This is a genomic window from Vreelandella maris, assembly GCF_013371085.1.
GTDB classification, from domain to species: Bacteria; Pseudomonadota; Gammaproteobacteria; order Pseudomonadales; family Halomonadaceae; genus Vreelandella; species Vreelandella maris.
Genome location: NZ_JABWCV010000028.1, coordinates 1 through 14686, shown reverse-complemented (window position 1 = coordinate 14686; position 14686 = coordinate 1). Strand labels below are relative to the sequence as shown.

Here is a 14686-nt window from a genome sequence, read left to right as displayed (position 1 = left end):
TGCTTTTTTCAACGTTCTCGCTTTAACGTTCTAGGCGCGGGCAGCGTCGTCGCGCAACACGGTGTCGAGTGCAATCAGCATCATGTCGTCGAAGGTGGTTTGACGATCGGCGCTGGAGAGCGAATCGCCTTTCAGGATGTGATCCGACACGGTGCAGATGGTCATTGCGCGGGCGCCGAACTCGGCGGCGACGCCGTAAAGGCCAGCGGCTTCCATCTCGACGCCGACAATGCCGTAACGCTTAAGCATTTCAGCCATTTCGGTTTGCGGGTTGTAGAACAGGTCCGCTGAGAAAATGTTGCCCACTTTGACCGGCACGTTCTTGGCCTTGGCGGCCGCGACCGCGTGCTGGGTCAGTTCAAAATCCGCAATCGCAGCGAAGTCGTGGTCGTTAAAGCGCATGCGATTAACCTTGGAGTCGGTGCTGGCGCCCATGCCGATGACCACGTCGCGAACGTTGACATCGTCGCGCACCGCGCCGCAGGAGCCCACGCGAATCAGCGATTTAACGCCGTAGTCAGTGATCAGCTCTTTGGCGTAGATGGAGACCGACGGAATGCCCATACCATGGCCCATGACGGAAATCTCGCGGCCCTTGTAGGTGCCGGTGTAGCCAAACATATTGCGTACGTCGTTGACCTGGCGAACGTTCTCCAGGTAGGTATCGGCGATGTATTTGGCGCGCAGCGGGTCGCCGGGCATCAGCACGGTATCGGCGAAATCGCCCATCTCGGCATTAATATGCGGTGTAGCCATGTCATGCTCCCATATAATTTAACGGTCTGAATCAACCCTTCGCGGGGGCGCTGTGAACCCTTCCCTGGGCGCTACTTTCGCCATCCCTGGCGAAAGACCCCCGCTACGGGCTGATTCAGACCTTGCACGATTTTGTGCTAAAGGTTGGTTATTTGCCTTTAAGCCGCGTCAGGTAGAAAGCTTTTGCCATCGGCCATGGCCGGCAGCAGGAAAAAGTCGGCCAGGGTTTGGCCAATATCGGCAAAGGTGCCGCGCTCGCCCAGCGGGCCGGGGGTGAAACCGGGGCCGTGTACCAGAATAGGAATGTACTCGCGGGTGTGCTCGGTGCCGTGCCAGCTGGGGTCGCAGCCGTGATCAGCCGTCAGAATCAGCAGATCGTCTTCGCTTAGCGCCGCCAGCAGCTTGGGTAGCTTGGCGTCGAAATCTTCCAGCGCGGCGGCGTAGCCCGGCACGTCCCGGCGGTGGCCATAGACCGAGTCAAAATCGACAAAGTTGGTCATGATCATGGCGCGTTCGCCTTCTTCGCGTTGGCTGGTGCGCTTGATCTCGTTGAGCGTGGCGTTCATCAGCGCGTCGTGACCGCTGGCCTTTACCTTGTGGGTAATGCCGCAGTGGGCGTAGATATCGGCAATTTTGCCAATCGAGACCACTTCGCCACCGGCATCATCGAGCTTTTGCAGCACGGTGGGCGAGGGCGGCTCGACGCTGTAGTCGCGACGGTTGCCGGTGCGGGCGAAGGTATTGCTGTCTTCGCCGATAAACGGGCGCGCAATGACACGGCCAATGTTGTATGGCTCCAGCAGCTCGCGGACGGTTTCGCACAGCTTATAAAGCCGCTCCAGGCCGAAATGCTCTTCGTGAGCGGCGATCTGAAATACCGAATCCGCCGAGGTATAAACGATGGGCTTACCGGTGGCTATGTGCTCTTCACCCAGGCGGGCAATGATCTCGGTACCCGAGGCGTGGCAGTTGCCAATCACCCCAGTGAGGTCGGCTTCCTGAACGATAGCGTCGAGCAGCTCAAGGGGAAAGCTGTCAGTTTTATCCAGGAAGTAGCCCCAGTCAAAGCGGACCGGGACACCGGCGATTTCCCAATGGCCGGAGGGGGTATCTTTGCCACTGGAGATCTCTTTGGCGTGGGCGTAAGCGCCTTCCAGACTTTCCGGCAGCGTGACGCCTTCGGCAACGCTGCCTGTGGCATCATGGTGGGCGTGAAATAGCCCCAGCTTGGCCATGTTGGGCAGCTTGAGTGGCCCTGAACGGTTGGCGTTATCGGCTTCGCCACGGGCGCAGGCGGCGGCGATATGGCCCAGGGTGTCGGAGCCTTCATCGCCGAAGGTCGCGGCGTCCGGGGCGGCGCCAATCCCAAACGAATCGAGTACCAATAAAATCGCGCGGCTCATGAGGCTTCTCCACGGAAAGTGTCTTGTAGCAACGTATCGGCGCTGACCGCACCTTCGCCAATCGTAAACGCCGCGCGTAGCTGCTGGGCGGCGCGCTCAGCGGCGGCGTCACTGCGGGCGTGCACCATGGCGATGGGGCGCTGACTATCCACGCTCTCGCCGATTTCGATGATATCGGTGAAACCAACGCTGTGATCGACGCTGGCGTCGTTACGCAGGCGACCACCGCCCAGCTCCACCACGCTCATGCCCACGGCGCGGGTATCGATGCGTTGTACGATCCCTGATTGCTCGGCATACACGGGTTTAATGACCTCGGCCTTGGCCAGGTAGTGCTCTGAGCGCTCCATAAAGTCGCTGGGGCCACCCAGTTCGCGCACCATACGGGCAAACACTTCAGCAGCGGCGCCGGAGGTTAGTGCTTTTTCAAGCTGCGTCAGCGCGTCTTCACGGGAGCCTGCGAGTTTGCCTGCCATCAGCATTTCCACCGCCAGCTCGCGGGTGACTTGCATCACACGGCTGTTGGGGCGTTCGCCGCGCAGTAGCGCCAGCGTCTCGACGATTTCAACGGCGTTACCAGCGCAGGGCGCTAGCGGTTGACTCATATCGGTAAGCAGGGCAGTGGTGGGCGTGCCCGCTTGGGTGGCCACATTGGCGATACTTTTTGCCAGTTCGCGGGATTTTTCCGGCGTGGGCATAAAGGCACCGCTGCCAACTTTTACATCCATTACCAGCGCATCCAGCCCTGAGGCCAGTTTCTTACCCAGAATAGAGGCGGTAATCAGCGGAATCGATTCCACGGTGGCGGTCACGTCACGCACGCCGTAGATGCGCTTGTCAGCGGGGGCAAGGTCGCCGGTCTGGCCGATAATGGCCACGCCGGTAGATTTCACCACTTCACGGAAGCGCTCAGGGGCGGGATAGGGATCGTAGCCGGGGATCGATTCGAGTTTATCCAGGGTGCCGCCGGTGTGACCTAAGCCGCGTCCGGAAATCATCGGTACAAAGGCACCGCAGGCGGCGACCCAAGGGCCGAGTACCAGCGAGACCAAGTCACCCACGCCGCCAGTGGAGTGCTTATCCACGATCGGGCCGGGCAGGTTTAGGTCGCTCCACTGCATCACGTGACCGGAGTCGCGGGTGGCGGTAGTCAGCGCCACGACTTCTTCACGGCTCATGCCGTTAAGAAACACCGCCATGGTGAAAGCGCCAATTTGTGCGTCGCTAATGCGATCATCGGCAATGCCCTGTACAAACGCTTTGATCTCTTCCGCAGGCAGCGGCTGGTTATCTCGCTTAAGGCGAATCAGCTCCTGGGGCAGCAAGGCGTGTTGGGTTGCATTGGCAGACATTAGTAACCTCCTTGGCCTTGGGGTGCCGCGCTGGTGCTGCCGGTCAACGTATCAAGCAGATTGCCCAGCAGGCTGGATGCACCAAAGCGGAAGTGTGCAGGCGTCACCCAGGCTGGGCCCATGATCTCGTTAGCAAGGGCCAAGTATTCCGCTGCGTCTTCGGCGGTTTTAACGCCACCGGCGGCTTTAAAGCCAACGTCTTTGCCACTGGCCTTGATGGCTTTGAGCATGATCTCGGCGGCTTCCAGCGTTGCGTTGACGGGCACTTTACCGGTCGACGTTTTAATGAAATCCGCGCCGCCTTCAATGGCGAGTTCGCTGGCGCGTTTGATCAGCGCAGGGTCTTTGAGTTCGCCTGACTCAATGATCACTTTGAGCAGCGCTTGGCCGGCGCAGGCGGCTTTGCACATCTCAACGAGCTCAAGGCCAGTCTCTTCATCGCCCGCCATCAGGGTGCGGTAGGGGAATACGACATCGACTTCATGAGCACCAGAGGCAACGGCATCGCGCGTTTCACGGGCAGCACCCATGATGTCGTCGCCGCCGTCGGGGAAATTGGTGACCGTGGCGATCTTCACTTGGTCGTTAAGGGTATGAGCGGTCAATGCACGCTGGGCCGTGACAATAAACTGGGGAAAGACACACACTGCCGCAGGGGTGCCAAAGGGCGTTTTTACTTGCTGACAAAGTGCTTCAATGGTGCTGTCAGTGTCGCTATCGTTCAGGCTCGTCAGATCCATGAGGGTAAGTGCTTGGCGGGCGGCTTGGACAATATGGGGGGAGGCTGTCGCAGTCATGGAGTTCTCACAAATCAGTAAAAGATAAAAACGGGCACTGCGGATAAAACCGCAGCGCCCGATGCGTTAAGTAGCCGTCATTGCGCTAATCATGCAAGCAGTGGCAAGCGCTATGCAGACGCGCCACTCAGCGCGATGAAGAAGCCAGCAATAGAGGCCGACATTAAGTTGGATAGTGTACCGGCCAAGACGGCTTTAACACCAAAGCGAGCAATCTCTTTACGGCGCGTCGGTGCAATGCTGCCCAGGCCACCCAGCAAAATCGCAATGGAGGAGAGGTTAGCAAAGCCACACAGTGCGAAAGAGAGAATCGCCATGGTGTGCGGTGTCATCATCTGACCCGTCGCCGCCACCACCTGTTCCCCATCAATGTAGGGCGCTAGATTGATATAGGCGACAAATTCGTTGACCACCAGTTTTTGACCGATGAACGAGCCGGCCAGGGTAGCTTCTTCCCAGGGTACACCTAAAAGGAACGCCAGCGGGGCGAACAGCCAGCCCAAGATTAGCTCCAGGCTCAGCGATTCAAAGCCCACCCAGCCACCAACGCCGCCGAGAATGCCATTGATCAACGCGATCAAACCAATGAACGCGAGCAGCATCGCGCCCACATTGGCAGCCAGCATCAAACCCGATGTAGCGCCGGAGGCCGCCGCATCCAACACGTTGGCGGGCTTATCTTCCTGGGCTTCAATCTCTTCTTCTACCTTGGAAACGCTGTCGCTATCGGACACATCTTGAGTTTCCGGCATGATCAGCTTGGCAAACAACAGCCCGCCCGGCGCCGCCATAAAGGAAGCCGCTACCAGGTACTCCATGGGAATACCCAGCGCTGCATAACCCGCCAACACCGAGCCCGCCACTGACGCCAAGCCGCCACACATAACGGCAAACAGCTGCGAAGGCGTCATGCGGGCGATAAACGGACGCACCACCAGCGGTGCTTCAGTTTGGCCAACGAAGATATTCGCGGTCGCGGAGAGCGATTCGGTACGTGAAGTGCCCAGGGCTTTTTGCAGAGCGCCACCCAGTATGCGGATTACCCACTGCATAATGCCGATGTAGTACAGCACGGCGATGAGAGAAGAGAAGAAGATAATGACCGGCAGAACCTTGATGGCAAACACAAAGCCGACGTTTTCTACGTCCGCTAAACCACCAAACAGAAAGCCGATACCATCGTTGGCGTACACCAAAATTTGGCTAACGCCAGAAGAGATGGCTTGCAGCACCGCCTGACCGAAAGGCACATAAAGTACAAACGCACCAATGCCCGCTTGAATCGCAAAGGCGCCCAGCACAGTGCGTAGCCGAATAGACTTACGGTCGTAAGAGAAAATCAGGGCAATGGCCACCAGGGTGACCATACCCACCAAGCTCATAAGGAGTGTCATAGGGGGATCCTTCGAGTCCTGGAACCTCTGATTAACTATTACGCTTGCCTATACGGCGTTAAAAATCGCCTCAAAGTGCTCATTTACTGCTAGTAAACTCCGCCTTTTCGTTGATTTTTGCCTTGTCTAGCCTGCGCTCATTACGTTAATCAGAGGCTCCTAAATCGATTATAGTAAGTTGAGCTTGACGGAGTAGATCATCGCATTCTGATAATTATTGGGCGTGCCCAACTTATTGTCAGAGTAGCGATACTGAATACCGGTGGTGATCAAGTCGCTCGGATGCCACCACAGGCTCAGTGCACCGTTGGTGCCCACACTGCCTGCTGTGCCGTTCACGTAATTTTCATCCAGATACTCGTCATCGCGGCCAAAGGTCTGCTCATGCCAGTTAGTCACGCTGAAGTTCTGGTCGAGCGCAGCGAAATCATAACCCGCGACCCAGCCGGCCATAAAGCCGTTCATGCCGCTGTAGCTGTTACTTTGCACCCGCGCGGCGCCAATGAATGGCTTGAACCATAAACCATTATCAAAAGTAGTGCGGTAACCCAGGCCCAAAATTTGATCCTGCTCGCGGCTTTCAAAGCCGTAATCACGGAAGTCGTAAAGGTGAGCGTAAATAGACAGCGGGCTATCGCCTAGGTAAATGTGCGAGGTTATTTTACCCGCGGTGCGGAAGTTGTCTTTGCCACCACTGGATTCATCGAATTGATCGTTGGTGGGGTTCTCGAAATCAAAGAAACCGTAGAATTCGCCCCAGCTAAAGCCAGCGCCGCCTTCAATTTCGAGAAACATAAAGTCGCTTTTCGGCGCGTTAGAGGCGGTGCGTGCTTCGGTGCCGTTCGACCAATCCAGATAATTAACCGAGACATTGGCAAACGACCACAGCCGGTCAAGCGGGTGGGGCTGAGCGTCATCTGCCAATGCGGGAGTGACGAGGGCGGTACTTGTCAGTAAGGCGCCAGCACTAAGGGTGACAAGCGATGAAGAGCGAGTGTGTTTTCGAGCAGTCATGTAAGCCTCAACGGGGTTGTCGCGGAGCCATTTGAGTGTGGCTATCCGTGGTTATAGTCGTGCGGGCTGGCGTGAATGTTAAAATTATAACATTTAGTGTTATTTTTCTAACGTTGATTTGCAAGTGTTGTCACATCAACGCTATTTAAATGTCATATAACTATCGTAAGCAGCATGAATAGCGTTAATGGTCGTTGTCGCAGTGGAAATTCCGTCGCTGCTCGCTCAGCATAGAAACGAAACAAGAGACAACATGAAGGCTTATGTTGCGCTAATCACAACAAGAGGGGTTGATAAGGAGATGCCCACCATGAATGGCCGCAGCGCTCAGCGCCTTGCCAAACTTCAGGAAGCGCTAGCCAGTGGCGGCACTCTTCATCTGCGCGATGCCGCAGAGCTTTGTGATGTATCGGAGATGACCATCCGGCGCGATCTCACCACCCAGCCTACTGCAATGACCCTGCTGGGCGGGCGCTTGGTAATGGCGAATTACCCCGGTGTCACACCGATTTATGACTTAACCGAGCAGCAGGCTAGCCACTATCAGGCGAAGTATCGCCTCTGCCAGCGAGTACTTGCCTTTATTGAAGAGGGCGATACGCTGTTTATTGACTGTGGCTCGACGCTGATTCCGTTGCTGAGTCAGTTAAGTCATTTCCGTGAACTAACGGTGGTGACTTATGCACTCAACGTCGCCAATGCCGTTGCCGCCTTACCTAATATGCGCCTAGTGTTATTGGGCGGGCTGTTTTATGCCGCTTCACAATCATTTGGCAGCGATAATATGGCCGCCGCCATTGAACGATTGGGTATCAACAAAGCATTGATTTCCGCGGCGGGGGTGGATTTGGAGCGCGGCGTAAGCTGCTTCCACTTTCACGAAGTCGCGCCTAAACAAGCCGCCATTGCCACCGCTATGCAGCGCTTGCTGGTAGTGGATGCCAGCAAGTTTGGCGTGGTGCGACCGGCTTATTTCGCAGCCCTAGACGATTTTGATGTGGTGGTTACCGACGAAGAAGGTGCGCCGCAACTGCTAGAGGGGCATGGTCGCGATGTGCCAGCGGTAACCGTGGCGTAGAGGTTTTTCGTTTGCCTATACCCGTCAATAGCTTGGGTGCGGCAATGCGCCACTTCTTTCATGATCTAGATCAATAGAAAATACTTTCGTCTTACTTGCCGTCGCTTTTAAAGCTTAGGCGAGAAAGACCCGCCGCTATTTCCACTTGGCGGCGCATATTCTTCCCGGAGCAGTGACGCTCAGTGCACTACGCATGTTCTTGTGAGCATGCTCCTACGAGCATGTTTTGGGAAGAGTATGGGGTGGTAGTTAGCCTGCTATGTTTTATAGCCGCGCGGCTGGCTAGTGTGTTTTAAACCCTAACTTTTAACACCTTGGACGAGATCACACCATGCAACGACGCTCACTATGGCGCAGGCGAGGCACGTTAGTGCTCCTTGCGCTGTGCCTGTTTCTAGCAGGCTGTAGTTCAGCGCTATTAGACCCCAAAGGGCAGGTTGGCGCAGAGCAGCGGACGCTGATTCTGACCTCTTTTGGCCTGATGTTGATTGTAGTTATTCCTGTTATTGCGATGACGCTGCTGTTTGGCTGGCGCTATCGGCGTAGTAATAGCGGGGCTAAGTACCTTCCCGATTGGGCGCACTCCAACGCGATTGAAGCGGTGATTTGGATCGTGCCCTGCGCGATTATCGCGGTGCTTGCGCTATTGACCTGGAAAACATCGCATAGCCTGGATCCACACAAGCCGTTGGAAAGCGACGTGGAGCCGATCGAAATTCAGGCCGTCGCGCTGGATTGGAAATGGCTGTTTATCTATCCCGAGCAGGGTGTGGCCAGTGTCAATGAAGTGGCCTTTCCCGTCGATACCCCCGTGCGCTTCCGTGTTAGCTCAGGTTCGGTAATGAATGCTTTCTTCATTCCCCATCTTGGCAGCCAAATCTACGCCATGGCGGGGATGGATAACGATGTCCATCTGATTGCCGATGAAATGGGCAGCTATCCAGGTCGCTCTACCAATTACAGCGGCGCGGGCTTCTCGGGCATGACGTTTGAAGCCAAGGTGACCACCCCCGCTGAGTTTGATGCCTGGGTTGAAACCGTGCGCGGTGCCTCTGAAACGCTGACCTACCCAGAAGGCTACGAAGCACTGGCGGAACCCAGTGAATCGCACCCGGTGGAGTACTTCTCAGCTATTTCACCAGCGCTATACGAAAGCATTTTGAAAAGCTTTCACACCGGCGGTGAACACGAGATGGGCGGCGATCATCAGTTGAGCAGCGACCATGCTGATTCTTCTGATGGCGATAACGCACCTAACACCCATCAAGCGGCCGATTCTGGCCACGACACCAACAACCATGCTAGTCAGGATCATGCCATGCGCAGCCATCCCACTAGCGTTGAAGCAGGGGGTTAAGCCGTGTTTGGAAAACTCAGTTTAGAGTCAATTCCCTACCACGAACCGATCATTATGGTCGTCGCGGCCTTCATGGCCATTGGGGGGATCGCGCTGTTAGGCGCGTTAACGTATTACCGTAAATGGAGCTGGCTGTGGAACGAGTGGTTTACCTCCGTTGACCACAAAAAGCTCGGCATTATGTACTTCATCGTCGCTCTGGTCATGCTGCTGCGTGGCTTCTCGGATGCGATTATGATGCGAACCCAGCAGGCGATGGCCGCCGGGGGCGCCGCGGGTTATTTACCGCCCGAACACTACGATCAGATCTTCACCGCCCACGGCGTGATCATGATCTTCTTTGTCGCTATGCCCATGGTCATCGGTTTGATGAACCTGGTGGTGCCGCTGCAAATTGGTGCCCGCGACGTCGCTTTTCCCTTCCTGAATAACCTGAGTTTCTGGCTGTTTGCCGTCGCCGCGATCTTGGTCAATATCTCGCTGGTGGTGGGGGAGTTCGCCAAAACCGGCTGGCTAGCTTACGCGCCCTTATCGGGGATCGAGTTCAGTCCCGGGGTGGGGGTCGATTACTGGATATGGGCATTACAAATATCCGGGATAGGTACGACGCTCACCGGTATCAACTTCTTCGTGACGATTCTGAAGATGCGCACCAAAGGCATGACCATGTTCCGCATGCCGATCTTCACCTGGACATCGCTGTGCGCCAACGTGTTGATCATCGCCTCGTTCCCTATTTTGACCGCCACCATTGCGCTGCTGACGCTGGATCGCTACTTAGGCATGCACTTCTTCACCAATGATTTTGGCGGCAACATGATGATGTACGTCAACCTCATCTGGGCGTGGGGCCATCCGGAAGTTTATATCCTGATTCTGCCCGCCTTCGGTGTGTTTTCGGAAGTCATTTCGACGTTTGCCCGTAAGCGGTTGTTTGGTTACATGACCATGGTATGGGCGACGATTGCGATTACGCTGCTGTCGTTTATCGTCTGGCTGCACCACTTCTTCACCATGGGGGCGGGCGCTAACGTTAATGCCTTCTTCGGCATTATGACGATGATCATTGCCATCCCCACTGGGGTGAAAGTCTTCAACTGGCTGTTCACGATGTTCCGCGGCAGTTTGGAACTGACGTCGCCGGTACTCTGGACCCTAGGCTTTATTATCACCTTTACGCTGGGCGGTATGACCGGTGTGATGCTGGCCGTGCCAGCCGCTAACTTTGTGCTGCATAACAGCCTGTTTGTTATTGCTCACTTCCACAACGTCATTATCGGCGGTGTCGTGTTCGGCATGATGGCAGGCCTGACCTTCTGGTTCCCCAAAGCGTTTGGCTTCACGTTGAGCGAAAAATGGGGCAAGCGTTCGTTCTGGTGCTGGTTCATTGGCTTCTATGTCGCCTTTATGCCGCTTTACGTGCTGGCCTTCTTTGGTGCCGTGCGCCGCATGCAGTCCTACGCTAACCCTGAATGGCAGCCGTGGATGATTCTGGCCTGGGTAGGCGCGGTGATTATCATGATGGGTATCGCCTGCACCGTGATTCAGTTCTGGGTGAGCATCCGCGACCGCAAGCTGAACGCTGATGTGACCGGTGACCCGTGGGATGGCCGTACCTTGGAGTGGTCAACTTCTTCACCCGCGCCGTTCTACAACTTCGCGCGCTTGCCGGAAGTGGGTGACATCGACAGCTTCTGGTCGCAGAAAGAGCGCAGTAACGAAGAGCTGGAAGAAGCGCCTTACACCGATATTCATATGCCGCGTAACACCGTTGCTGGCCCTGTCATCAGCTTTTTTGCGCTGATCATCGGTTTTGCCTTGGTATGGCACATCTGGTGGCTGGCCGGGGTAGGCGCTATCGGTGTCTTTGTCAGCTTTATGGCACGGGTGTTTAACGACGATATCGACTACTACGTCTCCGCTGAAGAAGTAGAGCGCATCGAGCGCGCGCACCAGCAACGCGTTAAAAACTCCGACCCTTACAAGCCGTCTGCCGAAGTGGAAGGACGCGAAGGTAAGCAACGCTACGTGGAGGTGAATGCGTAATGGCAACGGATACGTTACATCACGAAGGATCGGTCGTGCATCATGAGCATCACGATGCAACAGAAACCAAGCTGTTTGGTTTTTGGGTTTACTTAATGAGCGATTTGGTGATCTTCGGGTCACTCTTCGCCACCTACGCCGTGTTGATGAAAGGCACGGCCGGTGGGCCCACAGCGGCTGAGATCTTTGAACTACCGTTTGTACTGGTCGAGACGTTCCTGCTGTTGTTCAGTAGTTTTACCTTTGGTATGGGCGTGCTGGCGATGAATGCCGAACGCCTGGGTCAGGTGAAAGCGTGGCTGGCCATTACGTTCGTGCTGGGCGCGGCGTTCGTGGGCATGGAGATTTACGAATTCCAGCACCTGATTCATGAAGGCTATGGCCCCGACAAAAGCGCCTTTTTGTCGTCGTTCTTTACGCTGGTGGGCACCCACGGCCTGCACGTTACCTTTGGTTTGATCTGGATTTTGGTCATGCTGATCCAGCTCTCTACCAAAGGCTTGAACGACATGACCCGGCCGAGGATTCTGTGCCTAAGTCTGTTCTGGCACTTCCTTGATATCGTCTGGATCTGTGTCTTCTCATTCGTCTATCTGATGGGAGTGCTGTGAGATGAGTCATTCTCCGACTAGCCCCACTAATAACCATGGCAGCGTAAAGTCGTATGTGACAGGACTGGTATTGTCGCTGATACTGACCATTATCCCCTTTGGGGTGGTGATGAGTGGCACACTTAGTGTTCTCACGACTGTCATCGTGGTGGCCGTGACTGCGGTATTGCAGATATTGGTGCAATTGGTCATGTTCATGCATATGAATACCAAAGCCGACGAAGGCTGGAACGTAATGTCCTTCGTCTTCACACTGACGATTCTCGTCTTAGTGGTAGGAGGCTCGCTGTGGATCATGCAGCATCTGCATCTCAACATGATGATCGGCTGATCACGGCACCTAGCCGTTGGCGGGATCTGCTCGAACTGACCAAACCCGGCATTATCGGGGGTAACCTGATTGCCACTCTGGGCGGCTACTTTCTTGCCGCACAGGGGCAGTTCGAGTGGCTCAGCTTTGTCTCGGTCATGGTGGGCATTGCATTAATCATCGCGTCCGGCTGTGCGTGTAACAACGTCATCGACCGCGATATTGATGCACTGATGGCGCGTACCCGCCATCGCCCGCTGGTCAGGGGCAGCATCTCCATCACCCAGGCATTGGGCGTTTCGGCGCTGCTGGGTGTATCGGGGGTGGTGTGCCTGGCGCTGGGAACCAACGGATTGACCGTGGCGTTGGCGGTGATTGGCTGGGGCGTGTATGTGGGGCTTTATAGCCTTTATATGAAGCGCCGCTCCGAATACGGCACCTTGGTCGGCAGCCTTTCGGGTGCTATGCCGCCGGTGGTGGGATACTGCGCCGTGACGGGGCAGTTCGACAGTGGCGCCATTATGCTGCTGGTGATCTTTTGCCTGTGGCAGATGCCGCACTCCTATGCCATCGCGATCTTCCGCTACGCCGATTATCAACGAGCATCGATACCGGTACTGCCCGTGGTGCGCGGGGTCAAAATGGCCAAGCACCATATCCTGGGCTATATCGTGGCGTTTATTCCTGCCTCGCTGGCGCTGGGGTTGGCCAGCCAAGCAGGAGCCGGGTATCTCTGCGTGGCGCTGACCATGGGTGGCTACTGGCTCTACTTGGCACTGCGCGGCTATCGGTTAGAGGACGATGTTCGCTGGGCCAAGAAGGTGTTTGGGGTCTCTATTCTTACTATCACCGCGATGAGCTTAGTCATGGTACTGGAAGCGATGGTGCCCATGCTGGCGTAACCTAACGGCACGAGTTGCCCGACGTACTACCACAACGCCCCGAGCGGCCATCTGCTCGGGGCGTTTTGTTGCCCTTGTACAGCTAAGACAGGATAAGGGGAGAAATGCCTTAGACTTTAGTATAAAATGCTGCAATGCAGAAAGCAGTGTACGCTTTTCGTTAGCCTGCTTTTTAACGCCAGGTATGCTTCACTGGCCCTGGTTGCCCCTTGATCTCTTCTCCCTTAACGAGCCATTACGTCCTTATGTCAGCGCCCACACTGCCCAAACTATTGCCGCGCCATCTGGCGATTCTATTGATGATGACCGTGGCCACCATGTTCGCCGCCAACCACGTTTCCGCACGGCTGGCATTTGATAATGGCACGGGGTTGCTACTAGCCGTTTTAACCCGTTCGGGCGTTGCCTGCTTGATTTTAGTGGCGTTGGTGATCGTGCAACGCAAGCGCCTATGGCTACCCGCTGGCTCATGGCCATGGCAACTGACCGTGGGGCTGCTGATTGCGGTACAAAGCGTCAGCCTCTATTCAGCGGTGGCAAGGCTACCGGTGGTGATTGCACTGCTGCTGGTGAATACCTTCCCCATTCAACTGGCGTTATTGAGCTGGGCACTGGGCGGGCCGCGGCCAACCCTGCGTAGCTGCCTCATCATGGGCACTATTTTAATTGGCTTGCTGGTGGTGCTGGATATTCCTTCCTGGCTCGCCAGTGCTGATGGCATGGGCCCCGGATGGATCGCGGGCATTGGCTTTGGTCTTATGGCCGCCTTTGTATTTGCCTGCGCGCTATGGGTGACCGAACACCGCTTGGCCGGTGTAGGCAGTACGCTGCGTAGCCTGCTGACCATGCAAACGGTGTTTATTGTCATGATTATTGGCGGCATCGCCGGTGTCGTACCAGGGGGCATGAGCCTGCCGGATAACAGTGCCGGGTGGCTGGGGCTTTCGTTGTTAGGGCTGTTGTATGGTTCGGCGTTTTCCACGCTGTTTATTTTTGTGCCGCGACTCGATATGGCCCGCAATGCACCGGTCATGAATATCGAGCCGGTTGCTTCCTTGATACTGGGTTATTTTGTGCTGGATCAAATGCTTAGCCCCGGCCAGCTAGTGGGTGGCGCGGTAGTAGTGGGCGGTATTATTGTGCTTAGCTTATCCAAAGGAAGGTAATGTTTGCGTTTTTCAGGGTAATGAACCACAATCAAACGGAGTAAGGAAACACTGTTTTTTAACTGAGGTACAACCTATGAAGATGTCCCTATTATCACTTACATCGGCGGCACTCCTGGTTGGCGCAGGCGCCTTTGCAGCTTCTGCACAAGCCCAGCAATCCTTCACCTACCCACAAGGATATGTTGGTGGTGATGCGATGTTTTGGAATCTGGATCCAGAACAAGGTTCCTCCCGTGACGCCGTTGGCTTACGCCTACGCGGTGGCGCCCAATTTAACGACTACTTCGCCCTTGAAGGCCATTTAGGCACGGGTGGTTCAGATGGCGACGCCGATTTAGACCATTTGGCCGGCGCCTATGCTAAGGGGATTTTTCCGGTAAGTGCCTATTCAAAATTAATCGCGTGATCAGTTCCGTAACCACCGAGTAAGCGGTGTACCTCTTCATGTAGACGTTCAAACGAGAGATAGGCACTCAAGGGCAGCCAGGTGTACTTCA

At 55.6% G+C, this 14686-nt stretch carries 14 protein-coding genes and 1 pseudogene; 8 read left to right on the top strand and 7 right to left on the bottom strand.

All coding sequences use genetic code 11. From position 1 onward, the window contains the following. Nucleotides 1-30 precede the first annotated feature (30 nt). The 6 genes from deoD to HUO07_RS18295 form a co-directional block, all read right to left on the bottom strand. Nucleotides 31-756 (bottom strand): purine-nucleoside phosphorylase, encoded by a 726-nt coding sequence (deoD, locus tag HUO07_RS18320; protein ID WP_113268854.1) that lies wholly within the window; start codon nt 754-756, stop codon nt 31-33. A gap of 158 nt (nt 757-914) precedes the next feature. After that, nucleotides 915-2159 (bottom strand): phosphopentomutase, encoded by a 1245-nt coding sequence (locus HUO07_RS18315; RefSeq protein ID WP_176304708.1) that lies wholly within the window; start codon nt 2157-2159, stop codon nt 915-917. Continuing rightward, nucleotides 2156-3511 carry a thymidine phosphorylase gene (deoA, locus tag HUO07_RS18310; protein WP_176304707.1) on the bottom strand — a complete coding sequence of 452 codons (1356 nt, stop codon included), beginning with the start codon at nt 3509-3511 and terminating at the stop codon, nt 2156-2158. Before deoA ends, HUO07_RS18315 begins: the two co-directional genes overlap by 4 nt. After that, on the bottom strand, nt 3511-4308 hold the full coding sequence (deoC, locus tag HUO07_RS18305) for a deoxyribose-phosphate aldolase (RefSeq protein ID WP_176304706.1): 798 nt from the start codon (nt 4306-4308) through the stop codon (nt 3511-3513). The genes deoA and deoC overlap by 1 nt, the downstream gene beginning before the upstream one ends. 110 nt (nt 4309-4418) lie before the next feature. Beyond that, entirely contained in the window at nt 4419-5702 is a 1284-nt protein-coding gene (locus tag HUO07_RS18300) for a NupC/NupG family nucleoside CNT transporter (protein ID WP_176304705.1), read from the bottom strand. Between the two features lie 168 nt (nt 5703-5870). Further along, on the bottom strand, nt 5871-6716 hold the full coding sequence (locus HUO07_RS18295; protein ID WP_176304704.1) for an outer membrane protein OmpK: 846 nt from the start codon (nt 6714-6716) through the stop codon (nt 5871-5873). Between the two features lie 310 nt (nt 6717-7026). Between HUO07_RS18295 and HUO07_RS18290 the strand changes: the two genes are divergently transcribed. The 8 genes from HUO07_RS18290 to HUO07_RS18255 all read left to right on the top strand — a co-directional run bounded on the left by HUO07_RS18290 (nt 7027) and on the right by HUO07_RS18255 (nt 14595). Beyond that, a complete protein-coding gene (locus HUO07_RS18290) occupies nt 7027-7794 on the top strand; it encodes a DeoR/GlpR family DNA-binding transcription regulator (protein WP_176304724.1) in 768 nt (255 codons plus the stop codon). Nucleotides 7795-8125: 331 nt separating this feature from the next. Further along, nucleotides 8126-9151, top strand: coding sequence for a ubiquinol oxidase subunit II (cyoA, locus tag HUO07_RS18285; RefSeq protein ID WP_176304703.1), 1026 nt, complete (start codon nt 8126-8128; stop codon nt 9149-9151). A 3-nt stretch (nt 9152-9154) separates the two neighbouring features. Then, nucleotides 9155-11197 (top strand): cytochrome o ubiquinol oxidase subunit I, encoded by a 2043-nt coding sequence (cyoB, locus tag HUO07_RS18280; protein WP_176304702.1) that lies wholly within the window; start codon nt 9155-9157, stop codon nt 11195-11197. Next, nucleotides 11197-11808, top strand: coding sequence for a cytochrome o ubiquinol oxidase subunit III (gene cyoC / locus HUO07_RS18275; RefSeq protein ID WP_176304701.1), 612 nt, complete (start codon nt 11197-11199; stop codon nt 11806-11808). The genes cyoB and cyoC overlap by 1 nt, the downstream gene beginning before the upstream one ends. A 1-nt stretch (nt 11809) precedes the next feature. Then, the gene (gene cyoD, locus HUO07_RS18270; RefSeq protein WP_035559337.1) at nt 11810-12139 is read left to right on the top strand and encodes a cytochrome o ubiquinol oxidase subunit IV; all 330 of its coding nucleotides are present in this window, start codon (nt 11810-11812) and stop codon (nt 12137-12139) included. Continuing rightward, entirely contained in the window at nt 12097-13020 is a 924-nt protein-coding gene (cyoE, locus tag HUO07_RS18265; protein ID WP_176304700.1) for a heme o synthase, read from the top strand. Before cyoD ends, cyoE begins: the two co-directional genes overlap by 43 nt. A 245-nt stretch (nt 13021-13265) precedes the next feature. Continuing rightward, a complete protein-coding gene (locus HUO07_RS18260) occupies nt 13266-14186 on the top strand; it encodes an EamA family transporter (RefSeq protein ID WP_008957671.1) in 921 nt (306 codons plus the stop codon). A gap of 76 nt (nt 14187-14262) precedes the next feature. Beyond that, on the top strand, nt 14263-14595 hold the full coding sequence (locus HUO07_RS18255) for an outer membrane beta-barrel protein (protein WP_246286792.1): 333 nt from the start codon (nt 14263-14265) through the stop codon (nt 14593-14595). Here HUO07_RS18255 and HUO07_RS18250 read toward each other — a convergent pair. Next, nucleotides 14574-14686, bottom strand: a pseudogene (locus tag HUO07_RS18250) (IS630-like element ISHsp2 family transposase); the annotation flags it as partial. The gene HUO07_RS18255 and the pseudogene HUO07_RS18250 sit on opposite strands and share 22 nt — an antisense overlap.

Excerpts from the sequence above, each read along its gene's own strand:
- cyoC (WP_176304701.1), top strand. The coding sequence starts at position 11,197 with ATGGCAACGGATACGTTACATCACGAAGGATCGGTCGTGCATCATGAG.
- HUO07_RS18290 (WP_176304724.1), top strand. The coding sequence starts at position 7,027 with ATGAATGGCCGCAGCGCTCAGCGCCTTGCCAAACTTCAGGAAGCGCTA.
- cyoD (WP_035559337.1), top strand. The coding sequence starts at position 11,810 with ATGAGTCATTCTCCGACTAGCCCCACTAATAACCATGGCAGCGTAAAG.
- HUO07_RS18295 (WP_176304704.1), bottom strand. The coding sequence starts at position 6,716 with ATGACTGCTCGAAAACACACTCGCTCTTCATCGCTTGTCACCCTTAGT.
- deoA (WP_176304707.1), bottom strand. The coding sequence starts at position 3,511 with ATGTCTGCCAATGCAACCCAACACGCCTTGCTGCCCCAGGAGCTGATT.
- deoD (WP_113268854.1), bottom strand. The coding sequence starts at position 756 with ATGGCTACACCGCATATTAATGCCGAGATGGGCGATTTCGCCGATACC.
- HUO07_RS18255 (WP_246286792.1), top strand. The coding sequence starts at position 14,263 with ATGAAGATGTCCCTATTATCACTTACATCGGCGGCACTCCTGGTTGGC.
- HUO07_RS18315 (WP_176304708.1), bottom strand. The coding sequence starts at position 2,159 with ATGAGCCGCGCGATTTTATTGGTACTCGATTCGTTTGGGATTGGCGCC.
- deoC (WP_176304706.1), bottom strand. The coding sequence starts at position 4,308 with ATGACTGCGACAGCCTCCCCCCATATTGTCCAAGCCGCCCGCCAAGCA.
- HUO07_RS18300 (WP_176304705.1), bottom strand. The coding sequence starts at position 5,702 with ATGACACTCCTTATGAGCTTGGTGGGTATGGTCACCCTGGTGGCCATT.
- cyoA (WP_176304703.1), top strand. The coding sequence starts at position 8,126 with ATGCAACGACGCTCACTATGGCGCAGGCGAGGCACGTTAGTGCTCCTT.
- HUO07_RS18260 (WP_008957671.1), top strand. The coding sequence starts at position 13,266 with ATGTCAGCGCCCACACTGCCCAAACTATTGCCGCGCCATCTGGCGATT.